The following is an 18834-nucleotide window of genomic DNA, read 5'->3' as shown; positions in this document are numbered from 1 at the left end:
CTTGGCCGCCGCCAGTGCGTGGGCCGCGGCCAAGGGTCTGGCGGGGTACTTTGAAGAGACAGACAGAAATGAAGCGACGCAGCATCGGGCAGCACCATCCGGCGGCCCGGCATGCGTGGCCGCCGGCGGCGCGTGAGCTAGTAGAGAATCGTAATGGACCCGCTGTAGGACCGGCCCAAAGGACCTTTCGTCACCACCACGTAGTAGTAGGTACCTACCGGGGCGGGCTGCCCGTTGATGTCGCCCCGCCACTCGTTAGCCCGGCTGTAGTTGTTCATGGAGAAGATCTTATTGCCCCAGCGGTTGAACACGGTTACCGTGTTGTCGGGGAACTGCTCGATGAACTCAATCTGCCAGGTATCGTCGCGGCCGTCGCCGTTGGGCGTGAAGGCATTGGGAATCCGGATGGGCGGGCGCACGGTTACGGTTACCTGGTCGGAGTCGGCGCAGCCGCCGGCCCCGGCCGAGAGCGTGTACGTGGTGGTAACGGTGGGCGAAACCACAACCTGCAACGAGTCGGCCGAGACAAACCGCAGCCCGGTCGCGGGCGTCCAGCGTACCGGGTACCGGCCATCGGCGCGGCCCTCCAGCGTTGCGGAGCCCCCGGCCAGAATTTCCTTATCGGGGCCGGCGTCCACGTCAACCGGTGGCTGAATGCGCACGGCCACCGCGTTGGATACGGCCGTAACGGGCTGGGCGCAGACATTGACTGTGATAAGGCGCAGCGTCACGGTCTGGCCCGCGCGCAGGGTGGTGCTGGTAAACACCGGGCCGGTAGCCCCGGCCACATCGGCCCCGTTTACCTGCCACTGGTAGCCGGGAGCCGGGCCGGCGCCAGTCACCGAGGCGATACTGAACGTGAGCGGAGCGCCCAGGCAAACCGGTCCGCCCGGCTGCACCGCAATGGTCAGGGTCGGGGCCGGCGTGGGGGTGCGCGTAACCGTTACGGTGGCCGAGGCCGGCCCCGTGCTGCACAGGCCCGCCGTGGGCGTCACCTGCACCCGCACCTGGTCGCCGGTAACCAGGGTGCTGCTGCTGAACGTGGGGCCGCTGGCCACGGCTACGTTGTTCACAAACCACTGAAACGTGGGGCTGGGTCCCGCATTGGTAACCACGGCCGCAAAAGTCAGAGCTGTACCGGGGCACTGCACCGGGGGCGTAGCCAGGCTTACGGTAGGCGTAACCAAAGGCTGCACCCGCACCGTCACCACGTTGGAAACAGACGTAGCGCAGGTTCCGGTACCCGACGTAACGCGGCGGCGGAAGTAGGTGGTAGCCGTGAGCGGGCCGGGCGCATAAGCAGGGTTGGTAGCCCCCGGAATGGCCGTCCAGGTAGTGTTATCCAGGGACGACTCCCACTGATAAGCAAACGTGCCCGTGCCCCCGCTGGCCCCGCTCCCGCTGCTCAGGGCGTTGGGCGACGTACCCGCGCAAATGTCCTGGTCGGCGGCAATGCTACCGGCCAGCAACTCGGGCAGCACCCGCAGCACCACTGCAGCCGTCACCTCCGGCCCGCAGCTTCCCGCCGTGACGCGCCGCCGGAAGTAGGTAGTGGCCGGCAGCGGGCCGGGCGCGAAAACAGGCCCGGTAGCCCCCGAAATGACTGTCCAGGTCGTGTTATTCGGCGAGGATTCCCATTGGTAAATAAACGTACCTGTGCCCCCGCTGGCCGGCGTGGTGCTGGTAAGCGGGGCCGGCGTAGCGCCGGGGCAGAGCGTTTGGTCGGCTCCGATGCTACCCGCCGTGAGGGCCGGCAATACCCGCACCGTCACCACATTCGACACCAGCGGCCCACAGCCTCCCGACGTAACCCGACGACGGAAATACGTAGTGGTCGGGAGCGTGCCGGGAGCGTACGTGGCCGCCGTAGCGCCCGGTACGTCGGTCCAGGTTGTGTTATCGGGTGAGGATTCCCACTGGTAGGCAAATGCGCCGGTGGCTCCGCTGGCCGGGGCCGTGCTGGTCAACGGCGCGGCCGCAACGCCGGCGCACAGGGTCTGGTCGGCGGCTACACTGCCAGCCGTGAGGGCGGGCAGCACCGTGATGGTAACGACGGCCGACGTTTCCGGCCCGCAGGCTCCCGACGTTACGCGCCGCCGGAAGTAGGTGGTGGTATTGAGTGCACCCGGCGCGTACGTGGCCCCGGTAGCCCCGGCAATGGGCGTCCAGTTACTATTGTCGGGCGAGGATTCCCACTGGTAGCTGTAGGTGCCCGTGCCGCCCCCGGCCCCCGCCGTGCTGGTGAGCGGAGCCGGCGTAGCCCCCGCACACAGCGTCTGGTCGGCGGCAATACTGCCGGCCGTCAGGGCCGGCAGCACCGTCAGGACTACCGCCGGCGAAACCTCCGGCCCGCAAGCCCCGGAGGTTACGCGGCGACGGAAATAGGTGGTAGCCAAGAGCGGGCCGGGCGCGTAGGTAGGATTGGTAGCGCCAGCTATGCCCGTCCAGGTCACGTTATCTGGAGAAGATTCCCACTGATAAGCAAATGTGCCCGTGCCCCCGCTGGCCGGCGTGGTGCTCGTAAGCGGGGCCGGCGTAGCGCCGGGGCAAAGCGTCTGGTCGGCCCCGATGCTGCCCGCCGTGAGGGCCGGTAGCACCGTGATGGTTACGACGTTGGACAGAGCCGAAGCGCAGCTTCCCGAGCTGGCCTGGCGACGGAAATAGGTGGTTACCGTGAGCGGACCGGGCGCGTACGTAGCCCCGGTGGCTCCACTGACGGGTGCCCAGTTCACGTTATCCACGGAAGATTCCCACTGGTAGGCCACCGAACCAGTACCGCCCGCAGCTGGAGCGGTACTGGTGAGGGCGGCGGGAGTTGCCCCGGCGCACAGAGCTTGGTCGGCAGCCACACTACCGGCCGTCAGGGCCGGCAATACCCGCACTGTTACCACATTCGACACCAGCGGCCCGCAGGCTCCGGAGGTTACGCGGCGGCGGAAATAGGTGGTGGCTGGGAGCGTACCGGGGGCGTAGTCGGCCGCCGTAGCGCCCGGCACGTCGCTCCAGGTGATGTTGTCCAGCGAGGCTTCCCACTGGTACCCAAACGTGCCGGTGCCGCCCACAGCCGGCGCGGTGCTGGTGAGGGGCGCAGCGGGGCTGCCCGCGCACAAGGTCTGGTCGGCGGCGATGCTACCGGGCGTGAGGGCCGGTAGCACCGTAATGGCTACTGAGGCAGTCGAGCGGGAATCACAGTACGGGCCTGATTGGTCAGGCAGCAGCAGTTGGGCGCGCCGCCGGAAATACGTAATGCCAACCGGCAACGAATTGGGAGGCGTGTAGCTGGCCCCGGTGGCCCCACTAATAGCCGTAAACGTGACGTTATCTGGTGAAGATTCCCACTGGTACACCAAGGGCAGGCCAGCGTCGCCGGAAGCATCGGCACTGCTGGTCAGGGCCGCTGGCTGTGTTCCAGCGCACAGCGTCTGCGCCGCGGCAATGCTGCCCGGTACCGGCAGGTCCGGCACCCGGAGCAGGCCTCGGCTTTCACGGCAAAAGCACTCGGTTGTGATACGCAGCGTGACGGTGTAGTCGCCGGGCGTGGCGTACACGTGCACTGGGTTTTCCAGCGTTGAGGTAGTACCGTCGCCAAAATCCCAGGCGTAAGTTTTCCCATCGAAATCGATGGGCGGGGCGGTAAAGGCAATCTGCCGACAACCCGTAATTCGGAAACTGGGCCCCACGCGGAGCAGGGAGCTTTGGTTGAAGTTCACGAGGCCCAGACCACTGCGGCCGCTACCCAGCTGCAGGCTGTCGTCGGCGTAGCGGGCTTTGGCCCCCAGCGAATCGGGGTAGACGATAAGGCCCAACGCGGGCTGGTTGTCGCGGGCCACGTACAGCTTACCATCGGGGGCGGCCTGCAACGAGCCCAGGTCGGCGGGCATTTTCTGGTTGAGCGGAATCACCTGCCGGTTCAACGGCCCGTTGCCGCTGACATTGAATTGCAGCAGTTTGGGCGGGTTGCGCACCGTGGCGTAGAGGTAGCCGCCGGGCGAAAACCCCACCCCGTAATATTTTCCTTCTTTGCTATCCACGATATACGGCACCCGCGGGTTGACGCTCACCTGGCCCGTGCTGGTATCAAACCCAAACAGCTCGACGGTGCTGCTGCTGTCAGTAGTTACCTCGCTGTAGCGGGCCAGGGCCAGCTGCTGGCCGTTGGGCGTCACCTTCATCTGGCCTTTGTAGCCCAGGGCCGCCACGGTCGGGGCATGCAGACTGCCAACGGTTGAAATGATAGGCACAGGCTGCACCCCAGCCGTGGTAACGCGGTACGCCAGAAAGGCGTCGCCCCGGTTGTCGTTGCCGGTTTTGGCATCACCCCAGCCGTGCGTGATAATCCAGATGTCGCAGCCGTTTTTATGGAATACGCCCGTTATCTTTTCGGCCGTACCGCGAGCCAGCGGCGTGTTTTTGGTGGCGGCTACCACTGTGCCCGGCCCCCCACCCGCCGGAATCACAATTTCCGAGTAGCTCAGCCCTACGGTGCTATTGAGGGTGAAGAGCAGGTAGCGCGTCGGCTGACCGGCCGCAACGACGCCCGGCAGCCGGATGGGCAAAGGGCCGTCGGTAGTGAAGCGGTTGCCGGCCAGCCCCGTACCATTGGTCATTACGGTGCCGTCGCCATTCCACACGGTTTCGCCGTTGCTGTAGAACAGGATTCGGCCATTTCCATCCGACATTACCCCGGAGCCGGCGGGGGCGTCCATCTGACCGTCCGTCAGCACCTTTGGCAGAGAGTCGGCCGAGGCCTGGTTGAAATCCAGCCCCGCCTTGAAGCCGAAGTACCAGGTATTGGCAAATTTCTCATCGGCCGCGCACTCGGGGGGCGGCGTGCCCTGAGCCTGGGCCGGGGTGGCTGCCCCACCCAGCAGCAGCAACAGAAGAAGTAACAGGAGCAACCCGCCCAGCCGCCACCTCTCCGGGCAATGGGCGGCTAGGGCATGGGGGTTGCGAACAGGTGGGAAGTAAGTAGCGGTAACGTAGGGCGTTGCCAGCATAGGACGGCGGATGAGTGGGCTGATAAGGTAAGCGAAAATGCCGCATAAAAAGTGCCGTACACCGTCGCTCTACTTTCATCATTCCCTTTCTCCACAGCCAGTTAGCCGTCCGCGTGGGGCGGCGCTACGGGCGTAGCGCAGAACGCGCCCCTCTTTCAACGCCCTGGCCAGCCAACTACCTGCCCGATGGTGGTGCACCGGGCTCCTGGCCCTGCTCTTTCGTGCCCTGCCGCGTGGGTAGCGGCCCCGCTCCTACTTCGGCCACGCGTATGCCGCCGACCAGCTGCGGAACTCCTCCACAGTGGCCGTGTGGTTGGCCAGCCAGGTCTGCACCTCAGGCGTGCGGGCAGCTCTCGACTCCTGCACGGAGTACGCCAGGGCCGGCAGGTAGCCCTGCTTCTTCAGCTCCACGAAGTACGGCACCATATACTGCCAGGTAAATCCGTTCTGCTTTTCCGGGTGCAGCTCATCCAGCACGCTGATCAACGCGTCCAGCTTACGGATGAGCTGCTCGGTGGGCGTTTTGTCTTTGTTTTCCTCGCTGTAATCCATGGCGCCGCTCATGCTCAGCAGCATGTCGGCGGGGCCGAAGTTGTCGAGGCCGCCTTTTTTGCCGGCGTTTTTCAGGGTTTCCGGGGAGATATTAATAGTGACGGCTTTTTCGCTGGTTTTCTCCACGCCTCGGCCCAGCAGCTTATCGAAGCGGGCCAGCACGGCCTCGGCGCGCTGCCCGGTGGGCTCCACCTGCAACAGGCGCAGTATGGCCAGCAGCGCCGGCACCCGGTTGCCCTCCTGCTGCTGCAGCAGGGCCAGCGCGTTCAGCGAGTTGGCGTGCCCCGGCCGGCACCGCACCGACTGCTGCATGCTGCCAATAGCCTCGGCCGGCTGCCCAAGCGCCGTGGCCTGCGTTACACCCAGGTTAAAGTGCAGTGCGCCGTCGTTGGGGTAGCGTTTCAGGCCTTCCTGATACACTTTGGCGGCTTCCTTGGGCTTTTTCAGCCCATCCAGTGCGTTGCCGTAGGTGCTGTAGATGGAGGGTCCGGGCTCGGCCTCCTGTTTCAGGAGTTGTTTGCTCAGGGCCACAGCTTCCTCGTTACGGCCCAGGGCGTTGTAGGTCAAAGCCAGCTCGTAGCGGGCAGTAGTATTGGTGGGGTCCTGTTTCAGGGCTTCTTTGTAACGTAGCACGGCCTCATCAGGCTTGCCTTGGTCGTAGAGGGCCACGCCCTGCTGCACCAGCTCCTGGCTGCCGGTGGTTTGGGCAGTGGCCTGGGTGGAAAGGCCGAGCCCCAGGGTTAGTATAAGAAGTATTCTTTGTGCGCGCATATCGGGTAAGGACAATTGAAGAGAGGGAAGCGAAGTAACCGAAACTCCCCGGATATACTGGCAGCACGTGCGGCACCGACAGTATCACGCAGAAACGTATTTTGGCCGGAGCCGAGGCAAAGCGTCTGTTTTCACTGCCAGTACACCCGCAGAAATACCACCGTCAGGTACAGCCAGAACAGGGAAAACAGCACGTGTACCATGGTTTCAAACCGCTTGCCCCGCCACAGCTGCGGCGAGTAGCCCACAAACTGCACCACCAGCCGCAGCAGCCAGAAGATACCCATGCCCAGGCATACGACCCGGCCCAGGGGCGTATGAACCAGATCGGGGGCGTAGCCCAGGCACAGCAAACCGCTCAGTAGCACCAGCAGCGCAATAAACAGGGTGTGCACGTACATCATCTGCCGGTTGATCAGGCTCAGTGGCGCAAACTCGGTGGCCCAGTTGAAATAGCGTGGGAAGCCGGCGTGCAGAAAGGCCAGCAGCGTGAGCAGGGTCCCGATAACCTTAAAATGTACTTCCATCAGTATCAGGATAAAGCATAAAGGCTGAAAGAAAGGGCGTGAGCTTCTGCTCCTGCCCCACGCGCAGGCCGCCGGCCCGAAACGCCGCCCGCCAGGTGGTGCGGGAATAGAAATGCAGAAAGCCGATGGTATAAGCCAGAAAGTTAGCCGGGTCGCGCAGGTGCTCCACCACCACGGCCCGCCCACCGGGGGCCAGCACCCGCCGGATTTCGCGCAGAAACGCCGCCCGCTGCGCCGGGTCCCGGATTTCATGGGCCGCCAGCATCACCAGCACGTAGTCGGTGCCAGCGGTGGGCAGCGGTAGCGCGTGCGGACTTACGGACTCAGTGCCCGGATACGGCACCGCCGCCGCCCGCGCCCGCCGGATGGAAACCTCAGTGTGCAGAGCGGGATTATAGAAGTCGAGCACCCGTAACCCGGCGGCCGGAAACTGCTGCCGCAGCAGCGCACTGGTTTCATCGAAGCCGGCGTGGATGTTTACCAGCCGCGTGGGCGGCGTGGCCCCGGCCGGCAACAGCCAGGCGAAATCGTAGAGCCCCGAGGCATCATACACGTACCACGACACGCCCAACGACACTACCGTAGGCAGCAGCACGGCCAGCAACGCCAGGGCCAGCACCAGTTGCCCGGTCGGATAGCCATCCGCCAGCACCAGGCCGGCTACCAGCAGCAGCGCAGTTCCACCCGCGCCAGCGTAAAAGTGCCAGTTGAAGCGCACGATATTCCTGACTCCTTCCGCGCGCTTTCTCATCCGGCCCACCGTTCAGTGCGGCCCTTCTGCCAGCGGTAGGGTATATCGGTCATGGTGAAGGCGCTGGCCAGCCGGATTTCGCTCATGCCCAGCGCCTCCACGAAGGGTACCTGCGCCGTGCGGACCTGTACCGGCCGGGGCCGCCACTCCGCCCGGATGCCCTCCACTATCACCACCTCCCGCGTGCGGGGCCGGTAGGAAAAGGTAAACGGCAGCGGCCCGGCAAAGCGCCGCGCCTGCCCCCAGCTCGCAAACGGCGACCCGGCCGGCAGTTCCGGCTCCTGCGCGGTGCCATAGGCCACCTCAATAGCCAGCCCCGCCTGCTCCGAGTGAAACGTGAGGCCGGCCGCCGTGGCTGCGTGGCGAATGTCGATGGTGCGGTATTGGTAGCCTGTGAACAGGTTGCCCAGCCACTGCATCATGCGCTTATCGGTGGCCGATTGCAGAATGTACAGCCCCCGCAGCCGCTTACCAGTGGCCGTGGTGTAACGCACGAACAGGCGGTAGCCAATCAGAAAAAAATCATTACCGAGCCAGGCCGGCAGCCCCTGAGGCCGCAGCTGCCGGGTTTGCACCAGCGCCACGGCCACGAAGCCCCAGGTATCATCAAGGGTGTCGAGCGTCAGGCAGGGCGGCAGCAACTTTTGCAGCTCGGCGGCCGGCACGGCGTACGTCAGCACCGTGGTACGGCTCAGCAGCGCCTCTACGCCAAACGGGTGATGGGTAAGCGCCATACGGCTGATATTAAAATAGAGAGGAAGGCCTGGGCGTCAGCCGAAAGCCATAATAATATAGCACCAGCGTAAATAGGCCAGCAAACAGCAGGTTATAGTGATGCCAGAGCAATAAATCGGGAGCCAACAGGAATCCCAGCACGTTCATCGTCAGCACCAGAGCTATTTGCACAGCCACACTCAGCCGCAGGTAGCGTCCGCTCAGTACCCAGAGGGCCATGCCTATTTCCGCCAGCCCGATAAGCTTTGTGAGCGGGCTGGCATACGCGGGCCCCAGCATGCGGGCCACAATAGCTTCGTGGCGCGGCACTAGGTGCAGCACCTTGCACATCAGCCCATTGATTAGCCACACAGCCGCAATGCCGCAACGCAGCACCCACGGACCCAAGGCCGCACGCCGCATTACGCTGGTACCTCAATCTCGCCCTGTAGATACGTAACGGCGTGGCCGCTCATGAGCACCCGTTCGCCGCGCAGCTCGCACCACAGGTCGCCACTACGGGCTGAAACCTGGCGGGCGTGCAGGTGGGTCTTGCCCAGCCGTGCGGCCCAATACGGCACCAGGGTAGTATGGGCCGAGCCGGTTACCGGATCTTCGGGCACACCCACCCGGGGGCCGAAAAAGCGCGACACGAAATCTACGCCCTCAGAACCTGGAGCGGTAGCAATAACGGCCCGGTATTCCACCTTAATGAGGTGAGCCATGTCGGGGTGCAGAGCGCGCACTTCGGCTTCGGTAGCGAATACGCACACCAGATCGGGGCCGGCCAGCAGCTGGAGCGGGGTGGCCCGCAGGCCGTCGAGCAGGCCATCGGGGTGCTCGGTGATGAGGTGCGGGGGCCGGGCCGGGAAGTCGAGGGTCAGCATCCCGGCTTCAGCCTGACTTACCCGCAGCGGGCCGCTTTTCGAGTGAAATACGATTTCCGCGCCCTGAAACCGGAGGTGACGGTACAGCACATGCGCCGAGGCCAGCGTAGCGTGCCCGCACAGCTCCACCTCCACGGCCGGCGTGAACCAGCGGATTTCGTACTCATTCCCGCTCCCTGGCACGAAAAAGGCCGTTTCCGCCAGGTTATTTTCGGCGGCAATGGCCTGCATGGTGTCGGTGGGCAGCCACTCGGTCAGCGGACATACGGCAGCGGGGTTGCCGGCAAAAGGCCGGTCGGTGAAGGCATCCACCTGATAAATGGGCAGCAGCATAGCGGGGCGGGAACAAAGGCGAAGAAATTAGTCGGCCAAAGAGGCCCGACGATGCGGCGAAACTACGGTTTCGGGTGATATTGTGCGGTATGTACAAGCTTTTATCGTCGGGCGAAAATATTCCTGCCGGCCACGCAACCCCGGAGCGGGGTCGACCGGTCATGGAGGCACAACGCTAGCGTATGTTATTTCTACCTGCTTATCTGCCTCCCGCCTATGGCCGAATCAATTGACCACCTCGTGGAAGGCTGCCGGCGCGGACAGCCGGCCGCGCAACGGGCCCTCTATGAGCGACTGGGCTACCAGCTGATGGGCGTGTGCCTGCGCTACTGTCCCTCCCGGGCCGAAGCCGAAGACGCCCTCCAGCTGACCTTCGTGAAGATTTTCACGCGGCTCGACCAGTTCCGTAATCAGGGGCCTTTCGAGGCTTGGGCGCGCCGCATTGCCGTCACGACTTCCCTCAATCTCTGGCACCAGCACCAGCAGCGGGGGCCGCATCTGGACACGGAGGAAGCCGCCGACATTCCCCATCCGGACGGCACGCCCTTCGATCAGCTTTCCGCTGCCGATGTGGTGCAGCTGATGAACACACTGCCGCCCGGCTACCGCACCGTCCTAAACCTGTACGCCGTCGAAGGCTACTCGCACGCCGAAATCGGGGAGCTGCTGGGCATTTCGGAAGGCACCAGCAAGTCGCAGCTTTCCCGGGCCCGCCGCCTACTGGAAGAACGCCTGCACCAGCAGGCTCACATCCCTCACTACCATGACTGAGCACGAATCGGAACAATTTTACCAGGACCTGAACCGCAAATTGGAAGGCTACGGCAGTGCCCCGCCCGAAGCGGTGTGGGCCGCTATCCGCGAACAGGTCCCCGCCAAACAGTCGCGCAACTGGCGGCTCTTGTTACTGCTGTTGCTGCTGGCCTTCGTGGTTGGCACCGTAAAAATCGGCAATGACTATTGGCACCCGTTTGCAAGCCATAAAACTGGCAGCCAGGCAGCCCAGCATCCCACAAACCAGCCCGAAGCTGGCCGTGCAACCAACCGGCAGCAACTACCGCCAGCCTACGCCACGGTTAATCCGGCCGTTGCTGCGGCCTCTGCTGAACCCAATGCTATTACCCGCGCAACTACTTCAACAGTCAGCCCGATTGCGGGACCAGCCGGAACTGTTGCAGGAAAGTCCGGCGCACCGATGCTCCCAGCTGTAACCGCCCGCACCAAACGGGAGCGGCGCACCTGGAATGGCGCTGTAGCGGGAGTGGCAAACGGCCCCGACGGCGCGGCGCGCAGCAAGCGGCGCAACCCACGCTGGGCCGCCGGGCTGCTGACAGGCACCACCAAACCCACTCGTACTTCCTACCAGAGCCTGGAAAGCGAAGGGAGCCGCCGCGCCTTGCAGCGGCCCGGTGCCGCCCGTCGCAGCCGAACCGACCTGAACCGTACTATCGGGGAAGCTGCCGAAAACCCTGCCGCCGAAAACCCTGCCGCCGGAGACGCCACCGCAAATGCCACAGCTACCCGACGGAGCCGGAAACAGACGCAGAAAATCAGCAACGAGCCGTTGGCGCTACTGGCCATCAGGCCCAAACCGCTGGAGCCGGCCGAGCCGGAAGTGCATGCCAAACGTCGTGCCCGTAAGCGCCCCACCAAACAGGAGTTGCGGCTGCGCAACTGGAGCGCCCAGCTGGTGCTTGGCCCAAGCCTCACCTACCGCTTCCTGGGGGGCTCACCTACCCAGCTGGAACGGTTGGAGCGGCCGAATCTGGGCTTCTCGGGCCAGGCAACGGCCGCCTACGCCTTTTCGCGGCAACTGACAGTAGCGGCTGGTCTGGGCTACGCCGAGTTTGCCAATTCGCTGAACTACCAGCTGAAGAAAACCTCCCAGGAAAATCTGCTGCAGAAGGACTTCCGCGACGTGTATCGCTTCCTGACTATTCCGGTGCAGGCCCAGCTGACGCTGCAGGGCAACCACCGCTGGCGCTACGGAGTGCTGGGCGGCGGCAACGTGGCTTTTCTTACCGGAGCCCGCACCACCGAAGGCTCGGCCTGCAACTGCGGCCAGCGCCAATGGACTACCGACGCGGTGAATCTGCCCTTCCGTCGCCTCAATCTGGCTCTTACCGGGGGCGTATTTGCCAGCTACCAGTTTGCACCGGGGCAGTGGCTTACCATCCGGCCCCAGGGGCAAGTATTTCTTAATTCGCTCACGGTCCCTGACAGCACCCGCGCGCCCCGCCGCCCCTGGAGTACCGGCGTGCAGATTGGCTACAGCTGGGACCTAGACCCGCGCAAACACTAAGTGCCGCTTATTTCTTCTATCCGACTTACCTCTGAAAACCCAATGAAACGACTACTGTTTGCCAGCCTGCTTACCCTGCCTTTTTTGCTTCCGGCCTGTCAGTTTGATGCGGGCACCGTGGTGTGTGAAGACGGCACTACGCCCGGCCCTACCCTCCCCGTGCCCAGCACCGTGAAAGCCCTGCAGACGCAGCTGGGAGCTGCCGTGCAGACTTTTACCTACGACCCCACCCGCGCCAATACCTTCACCGGCTCAAAAGGCACCATCGTGACGATTCCGGCCAATGCCTTCGTGAAGAACGGTCAGGTGGTAACCGCACCGGTTCAACTGGCTTTCCGGGAGATTTTCAGCCGGGCCGATATGGTGCTCAGCAACATGCCCACGGTATCCAACGGGCGGGTGTTGCAGTCGGCCGGGGAAGTGTACCTGCAGCCCGCGCAGGATACCACCCTTCGCATGGCCCCGGGAGCCACCATCCGGCTCCAGACGATGAACCCGCCCAACGTGTCGCCGCAGGATACCATGCGGCTGTTTGTCGCGCCGGGCAGTTCCGGCAGCGGTTCCGGCTCTGCCAGCAGCTGCTTTAACTGGACGCTGAATACGGACCCCGGCTCCACCCTCAGCCCTACTCCTACCGGCAATCTGATAACGGTGAGCAGTGTGCTGTACAACCAGGGCATTGGCTGGTTTAACTGTGACCGGTTTTACTCCACCCCGAACCCGCAGACGATTACCGTCAACGTAGCCGGCACCAACATCGACCCGCAGAAAAACACGATGGTATTTGCCGTGTTCCGCGCCTTCAACGGAACCCTGAGCGTGTGTGATTTTACCGCACCCAATATCTTCCGGAGCGGTGGGGTACCACTAGGGGCGGCAGTCAGCATCGTCGTTATCCGGACGGTGGACAACAAGCTGTACTACGGCCGCCAGGATGGCACCGTGCAGGTTGGGGTTCCTTTTGCACCCGTTTTGCAGGAAACCACCCCCGGTGACCTGATAGCCAGCTTAAACACTCTATAATTCAGCGCACTCTACAGGCACTGAAAAGCCCGGTCGTCAGGTCTGACGGCCGGGCTTTTCTGTTGGTCAGGTGCTACACCAATTTCCCACCGATAATCACCTGCTGCACCGGGTTTTCGCCCAGCCAGTACGGAATTTCCTCCAGCGCAGGCACGTCCAGCACCAGAATATCGGCCCGTTTGCCGGGTTCCAGGCTGCCACACTCCTGCTGCTGCCCGATGGCCCAGGCTGCGTTGATAGTTACAGCCGCTATGGCCTCACGAGGCGTCAGGCCCATTTTCAGACAGGCCACCGACACCGCCAACCACAGGTTTTTGCTGGGGCAGGAACCCGGGTTGAAGTCGGTGCTGAGCGCCACCGGCAGTCCGGCCTCAATGAAGGCGCGCCCGGGTGCGTACCGGTCCTGCCGCAGAAACAACGGCACCAGCGGCAGCAATACCGCTACGGTGCGGCCCTGGCTCTGGCGGGCAATGCGCGCGGCGGCGGCCGGAGCCAGATAGTCGGCGTGGTCGATGCTGATGGCTCCCAGCTGCGCGGCCATTTCGCAGCCGCCCAGGTCGTGCAGCTGCTCGGCATGGATTTTCAAGCCGAACCCCAGCTCCTGCGCCTGCGCCAGGTACTGCCGCGAGTCGGCCACGGAAAACGCGCCTTCCTCGCAGAAGATATCCACGAACGGTACTTCCTGCGGATTCAGGTACGGCAGCACGTCGCGCACCAGCATGGCCAGATACTCGGCCGGGCGGCCCCGGTATTCAGGCCCGGGAACGTGGGCTCCCAGGAAAGCAGGCACTACCCGCACCGGCTGCCGTCGGCCGGCCTCCCGGGCAACCTCCACAAGCCGCAGTTCCGTTTCCGCATCAAGCCCGTACCCACTTTTGGCTTCCAGTGTGGTAATGCCGTAACGCTGAAAACCCGCCAGGTGGTGCAGTGCATTGGCCAGTAGCTGCTCCTGCGAGGCGGTCCGCGTGGCCTGCACCGTACTCAGAATACCGCCGCCGCTGGCCAGAATATCGAGGTAGGCTTCGCCCTTGAGCTTGCGCTGAAACTCATGGGCCCGGTTGCCCCCGAAAACCAGGTGGGTATGGCACTCTACCAAGCCTGGCAGCACTACCCGCCCCGCCGCATCCAGCACCATGGTAGCCGCCGTGACTTGGGTTTCATCCAGCTCCGCCATCGGGCCAACGGCTACTATCCGGTCGTTTTCACAGGCCACGTAGCCCCCCGAAATGCTGCGCCAGTCCGTAAGCGCGGAGCCGGTGAGGGGCCGGGCAGTGGAGGAGCCGGCCAGCGTAAGCAATTGGCCGCAGTTGCGGATCAGAAGTGAGTAGGCCATCGGGACGTAGGGTGGAGTAGTAAAAGTGCGAAGAAAATTTTCGGTGGCTTTTGTCCGAACCGGCAATGTGAAGGCCGTATTTCACCCTCAACGAGTGGTTTACAGCTATATAACCAAATAAAAATACACCTACCAAAGCGTATCCATTTTCGGGAAAGAGGAGTTTATAGGCCAGGTTTCGTACCTTTTACCTACCGTTAAATGTGGCTTTCACAAGCGGATATGGACTTTTTCGGGCCTCTGCCTTACTTCCCAAAATGAAAAACCCTATACTCTTCCTACTCCTGCTCAGTAGTCATTGTGCGTGGGCTCAACTGCCTACCAGCAGCTTTGCCGTATCGTCGGCGTGTCCGGCTTCGGCCCGGAACCCTTCCCAGCTGTACCAGGTACTGCAGGATGGCTCCATGCAGACAGTTGGCACCGTGCGCATCAACGGTGGCAATAATCTGATCATCAATGGCCTCGGCTATGACCAAGCCGATCAGTCGGTATTGTACGGTATGCGGGTGGAGCAGCAGAGCCTGGCCAACTTCACGACGTTTACACCTCAGCTTTACCGCATTAACCTGAGCACTGCCCTGGCCGATTCCGTTCGGCCCATGACGGCTCCGGAAACGCCGCCCGCCAGTGAGCTGACGCAACCTACCGGCTCTCAGACTACTACGGACGTGCGGCAGACACTCAACTTCGTGGCTGATAGCGGCCCCAATGGTCAGTATTACATCGGGGGAGCCACATTCCGCATTATTTTCGATACATTTTTCGGGTTTCCGCTGCCCAATACGGCCCGCGTATCTGACGCCCGTCTGTATGTAGGCACCGTAGACCTGACCAGTATTGCCGCGCCCACCTGGCAGCGCCTCAACACCTCCGACCCTGCTACTGCTGCCGTGGTAGAGTCATTCCGCAGTCAGGCGGAGGCCTACATCCGCTCCAGTGGCTCTGGGCCTACGCCCGAGGGCGGTATTCAGGACTGGGTGTACGATAAAGCAACCGGAAACCTGGTGAGCTACCTGGGCCTCACCGACCAATACCTGACCATCAGCAACCCGGCCACCGCCCCGGTGGCCGTTACAACTGCCGTAACCACCCCAATTCCCGCTACCCCATCCGGCGACAGGAACGTGGGTGCCATGTTCTCTGACCGGTTCGACAATGTATACACGGTGCGGGCGGCCACCGGGGAGATTTTCCGGATTGATGGCCAGACGGGCAACTACACCGGGCGGGCCTACGGGGCGGCTCTGGGCTGCACCCGGGGCGACGCCGTCAGCTTCCGCGACGCGCTGCCGCTGCCCGTCACGCTCGTGCGGTTTGGCGCTACTGCTACCACCGCAGGCGTCCGGCTCGACTGGTTGACTGCCAGCGAGCAGCAGGTGGGCTATTTTGAGGTTGAGCGCAGTGCTACCGGTACCAGCTGGCAGCCCGTAGGGCGGGTGGTTGCCGGAAACCGGCCCGGTGGGCAGTCGTACTCAGTGCTGGACGCTCCCCCCCTGGCCGGACAGTCGTATTACCGGCTGGCGATGCACGATGAGGACGGCCGCGTGGCGTATTCCTCGGTTCAGCCCGTCAACAGGGCCGGCGACTTTGTGCTTCAGGTGTATCCTAACCCGGCCCGGGAGCAGGTACAGGTGCTGTTGCCCACCGCCGAACTATCAGCTACGCTGGAGTTGCGCAACACCCGAGGCCAACTGGTTCGACAGCTGCGCACCGATGTAGGGAGCAACACGGCACAGCTGCGTACAGCCGGGCTACCGGGCGGCGTTTACTTTCTGCGGGTAAGCCAGGCCGGCTACAGCAAAACCTCCCGCCTGGTGATTGTGGCACCGTAAATCCGGCATAAGTAAAATCAATGGGGCAAAGCCGCCGGGCGTGGATTTCACGTACAGCTGGCTTTGCCCTTTTTTATGACCGATTCTCCTGTGGCTCCCATCATTCTGACGCTGACGCTGGATGCAGCTTCACACCAGTACTTCAACCGGCTACGACAACAGCATTTCCCGCCGGAACGCAACTACCTAGAAGCTCACGTTACCCTTTTTCACCACTTGCCCGGCGCAGAGCAGGCCACCATTGAGCAGCACCTGCAGGCCGTAACCGCCTCCGTGCCTCCCCTCCCGCTACATGTCAGCGGCTTGCGGTTTCTGGGGCAGGGCGTGGCGTATTCGATTGAGAACCCGCAGGTACAGCAGCTCCACCGGGAACTGCAGAAAACCTGGGCGGACTGGCTCACGCCCCAGGACCAGCAGCCCCTCCGGCTGCACGTTACGGTGCAAAACAAAGTCCTGCCCACCGTTGCTCGGACTCTGTACGAAGAGTTAACCGCCAGTTTTACGCCGTTGGAGGCCGTGGGCACGGGTTTTACCCTATGGGCTTATCAGGGCGGGCCGTGGCAGGAGCTGGCACGGTTTCCGTTTCAAGCAGCGGCGGTGTAGCAGTTACTTCTTGCGGGCGGTTATGGTGTGCGTCAGGCTTTTGAACTGCGTGAGCGTCGCCTCAAAATCCTGACGGGCAACGGCCTGCATGGCTACGGCAGTGCTGCCTATTACCGTCACCTGCTGATACACCAGCACCCGCTGCCCCAGCAGCTGCGCGAAGCCTTCTGTTTCGTAGGTTACCAGGTCGTTTATCTTGCCCGAAGCCATTTTGCGGGCCGTATAGCCCATCAGGCCGGTTTGCTGCCCCAGCACCTGCTGACTGATATCAGCGGCCGTGATGGACGGATTGTACGCGTGGGTGGTTACCGTCACCAGAGGCTCGGTTCCGTAATCGGCTTTGCGCTGTCCGCCCAGGGCATACACGTACCGGCCGGCCCGTAGGTCAGCCAGCGCAAACGGAGACTTTTTTTCATCAAAGCTGAAGACCATGCCGATGGTGGAGGGGCTGCCGGTTTCATTGGCCTTCCGGTACGTGGCGCTGAGCAGGCTGCGGCGCACCGCTGTGGCCAGGGCCGTATCGGCTGCGGGGTAGCGGGCATCCAGCAGCACGGCAAATGTGGAGTCGCCGAACAGCAGCTGCGACGATTCCTGCGTGGGCGACAGGCGCACCCGCACCAGCCGGGCCGGATAAGCCGCACCAGTTACTTCCCTAAAATCCAAAACTTTGCCTCCGCGCGCCTCAAACCGGGCCGAGCTGAACCCGGCGGCCTGCCGGTAATAGTTGCTTCCCTTCAGATCAAACACCTGCAACACGGCTTCGCCCCGCCGGAGCCCCGCGAAGCCGGTAGCCGACCCGAAGCCGGGAGGCGGTACCAGCCACACCTGCGTGCCCGGTATGGCGCGGGCTTCCGTGGCCTGAGCCGCCGCCGCCATTGGCAGCACCGCCCCCACTATTATACTGATTTCCGTAAAAAAACGACCTGTCATTGCCTTGTTGTACCAGAATCCGGAGCCCACTACCTGGGAGGCCCGGTGTGGCGCAAGGTAACGACGAATTGCAGCGCACAAGCGCAGGCAGTGGAATTAAGACGCCATATACCGCTGCATACGACTGGCATTCAGCTGAAAATCATGGAGCAGCATCCACAAGGCCGCGTCGGTAACGCTGAGCATGGCCGGTAGCGGGTCCTCAAAGTCAGCTTTGGAACAGATGCCGTAGTTCACCAATCCCATCGACCAGGCACTGAACTGTCGCTGCGCCAATGGGCCGTTGGCCAGCACCTGCACGTCGGTGTGGCGGCAGTCGGGCACAATACGGCTGAAAATATGGGTAACGGCCACCTCCGGACCTTCCAATACCTGCAGAAACCGGTTGCCGTCGTATAATAGCATGCCGGATACCCCGGCCAGTTGGTTATGCACTCTGGATTGGTTCAGGAGCCGCTCCAGTTCCGGCCCGGATAGTGCCATGACAGCCGTGCTCTGGTAGATGATATGGTGTAGTGAATCCATGACAGAATACCTTAGAACAACAAGTATAAATCAAACACTAAAAAATACGACTAAACAGAGTGCAAGTATGTAAACATAGTGCTCTATTTTGAAGTTTTTATTTCCCAATCTGAACCGCCAGTCTGCCATTTTTTCGCTGTATGACCGCTCTCCTGCTCATTGACATTCAAAACGACTTCTTACCCGGTGGCTCATTGGCCGTGCCCGCCGGCCACGAAATACTACCATTGGTGAATCGCCTACAGCCCCACTATGAGCTGGTAGTAGCTACCCAGGACTGGCATCCGGCTGCTCACCAGAGCTTTGCCAGCCAGCACCCCGGCCACGCGCTGTTTTCATCGATTGACTTGCACGGTCTCCCGCAAACCCTGTGGCCCGACCACTGCGTGCAGGGTACGCCGGGGGCTGAATTCAGCACCCAGCTTGATCAGCACCGGATTGAGGCCATTTTCCGCAAGGGCATGAACCCGGAAATAGATTCCTATAGCGGGTTTTTCGACAATGGCCACCGCAAGAGCACCGGCCTGGCCGATTACCTGCGGGGCCGGGGGGTGCAGGAAGTACACCTGTGCGGACTGGCGGCCGATTACTGCGTGTATTTTTCGGCGCTGGATGCGCTGCAGGAAAGCTTCCGGGTTGCTTTTCTGGCAGAAGCCACCCGCGCTATTTCAGTGGAAGGCTACCAGGAAGCCCGCCGCGTGCTGGCCCAACGGGGAGCAACTTTCCAACTTCTCGCAGACCTATAGTCACTGCC

The 18834-nt window shown here is 62.7% G+C and carries 16 protein-coding genes; 6 read left to right on the top strand and 10 right to left on the bottom strand.

Features of this window, described 5'->3' with window-relative positions:
• Positions 1 to 137: 137 nt before the first annotated feature.
• From HSW_RS08400 to HSW_RS08370, 7 genes are all read right to left on the bottom strand, one after another.
• Positions 138 to 4997 carry a T9SS type B sorting domain-containing protein gene (locus tag HSW_RS08400; RefSeq protein WP_081768328.1) on the bottom strand — a complete coding sequence of 1620 codons (4860 nt, stop codon included), beginning with the start codon at positions 4995 to 4997 and terminating at the stop codon, positions 138 to 140.
• Positions 4998 to 5249: 252 nt separating this feature from the next.
• Complete coding sequence (locus HSW_RS08395) at positions 5250 to 6320, bottom strand: tetratricopeptide repeat protein (RefSeq protein ID WP_044001562.1); 1071 nt, start codon at positions 6318 to 6320, stop codon at positions 5250 to 5252.
• Between the two features lie 131 nt (positions 6321 to 6451).
• On the bottom strand, positions 6452 to 6847 hold the full coding sequence (locus HSW_RS08390) for a hypothetical protein (protein ID WP_044001561.1): 396 nt from the start codon (positions 6845 to 6847) through the stop codon (positions 6452 to 6454).
• Positions 6831 to 7565, bottom strand: coding sequence for a class I SAM-dependent methyltransferase (locus HSW_RS08385; protein ID WP_231501374.1), 735 nt, complete (start codon positions 7563 to 7565; stop codon positions 6831 to 6833). The genes HSW_RS08390 and HSW_RS08385 overlap by 17 nt, the downstream gene beginning before the upstream one ends.
• A 29-nt stretch (positions 7566 to 7594) precedes the next feature.
• On the bottom strand, positions 7595 to 8332 hold the full coding sequence (locus HSW_RS08380) for a DUF2071 domain-containing protein (protein WP_044001559.1): 738 nt from the start codon (positions 8330 to 8332) through the stop codon (positions 7595 to 7597).
• 10 nt (positions 8333 to 8342) lie between these two features.
• Positions 8343 to 8735 (bottom strand): DoxX-like family protein, encoded by a 393-nt coding sequence (locus HSW_RS08375; RefSeq protein ID WP_052346250.1) that lies wholly within the window; start codon positions 8733 to 8735, stop codon positions 8343 to 8345.
• The gene (locus tag HSW_RS08370; protein WP_044001558.1) at positions 8735 to 9532 is read right to left on the bottom strand and encodes a PhzF family phenazine biosynthesis protein; all 798 of its coding nucleotides are present in this window, start codon (positions 9530 to 9532) and stop codon (positions 8735 to 8737) included. The genes HSW_RS08375 and HSW_RS08370 overlap by 1 nt, the downstream gene beginning before the upstream one ends.
• A 216-nt stretch (positions 9533 to 9748) precedes the next feature.
• Between HSW_RS08370 and HSW_RS08365 the strand changes: the two genes are divergently transcribed.
• The 3 genes from HSW_RS08365 to HSW_RS08355 are packed head-to-tail and all read left to right on the top strand — an operon-like array spanning position 9749 to position 12857.
• The gene (locus tag HSW_RS08365; protein WP_044001557.1) at positions 9749 to 10303 is read left to right on the top strand and encodes an RNA polymerase sigma factor; all 555 of its coding nucleotides are present in this window, start codon (positions 9749 to 9751) and stop codon (positions 10301 to 10303) included.
• Positions 10296 to 11834, top strand: coding sequence for an outer membrane beta-barrel protein (locus tag HSW_RS08360; protein ID WP_044001556.1), 1539 nt, complete (start codon positions 10296 to 10298; stop codon positions 11832 to 11834). The genes HSW_RS08365 and HSW_RS08360 overlap by 8 nt, the downstream gene beginning before the upstream one ends.
• Before the next feature lie 42 nt (positions 11835 to 11876).
• Positions 11877 to 12857: a hypothetical protein gene (locus HSW_RS08355; RefSeq protein ID WP_044001555.1), complete on the top strand. Its 981-nt coding sequence runs from the start codon at positions 11877 to 11879 to the stop codon at positions 12855 to 12857.
• A 73-nt stretch (positions 12858 to 12930) separates the two neighbouring features.
• Here HSW_RS08355 and hutI read toward each other — a convergent pair whose 3' ends face one another.
• Positions 12931 to 14190 carry an imidazolonepropionase gene (hutI, locus tag HSW_RS08350; protein ID WP_044001554.1) on the bottom strand — a complete coding sequence of 420 codons (1260 nt, stop codon included), beginning with the start codon at positions 14188 to 14190 and terminating at the stop codon, positions 12931 to 12933.
• A 257-nt stretch (positions 14191 to 14447) separates the two neighbouring features.
• Between hutI and HSW_RS22675 the strand changes: the two genes are divergently transcribed.
• Together HSW_RS22675 and HSW_RS08340 are read left to right on the top strand one after the other, a co-directional pair.
• On the top strand, positions 14448 to 16022 hold the full coding sequence (locus tag HSW_RS22675; protein WP_052346249.1) for a T9SS type A sorting domain-containing protein: 1575 nt from the start codon (positions 14448 to 14450) through the stop codon (positions 16020 to 16022).
• Between the two features lie 75 nt (positions 16023 to 16097).
• The gene (locus tag HSW_RS08340) at positions 16098 to 16625 is read left to right on the top strand and encodes a 2'-5' RNA ligase family protein (protein WP_044001553.1); all 528 of its coding nucleotides are present in this window, start codon (positions 16098 to 16100) and stop codon (positions 16623 to 16625) included.
• Positions 16626 to 16628: 3 nt separating this feature from the next.
• On the opposite strand, the gene HSW_RS08335 is transcribed toward HSW_RS08340, so the two are convergent.
• Complete coding sequence (locus HSW_RS08335; protein WP_155832883.1) at positions 16629 to 17555, bottom strand: hypothetical protein; 927 nt, start codon at positions 17553 to 17555, stop codon at positions 16629 to 16631.
• Between the two features lie 96 nt (positions 17556 to 17651).
• Positions 17652 to 18080 carry a BLUF domain-containing protein gene (locus tag HSW_RS08330; RefSeq protein ID WP_052346248.1) on the bottom strand — a complete coding sequence of 143 codons (429 nt, stop codon included), beginning with the start codon at positions 18078 to 18080 and terminating at the stop codon, positions 17652 to 17654.
• Between the two features lie 140 nt (positions 18081 to 18220).
• On the opposite strand from HSW_RS08330, the gene pncA reads away from it, so the two are divergent.
• Positions 18221 to 18826 carry a bifunctional nicotinamidase/pyrazinamidase gene (gene pncA / locus HSW_RS08325; protein WP_044001551.1) on the top strand — a complete coding sequence of 202 codons (606 nt, stop codon included), beginning with the start codon at positions 18221 to 18223 and terminating at the stop codon, positions 18824 to 18826.
• Positions 18827 to 18834 lie beyond the last annotated feature (8 nt).

The sequence above is a fragment of the Hymenobacter swuensis DY53 genome (assembly GCF_000576555.1).
Taxonomy (GTDB): domain Bacteria; phylum Bacteroidota; class Bacteroidia; order Cytophagales; family Hymenobacteraceae; genus Hymenobacter; species Hymenobacter swuensis.
This window is presented reverse-complemented; position numbering and strand designations above follow the sequence as displayed.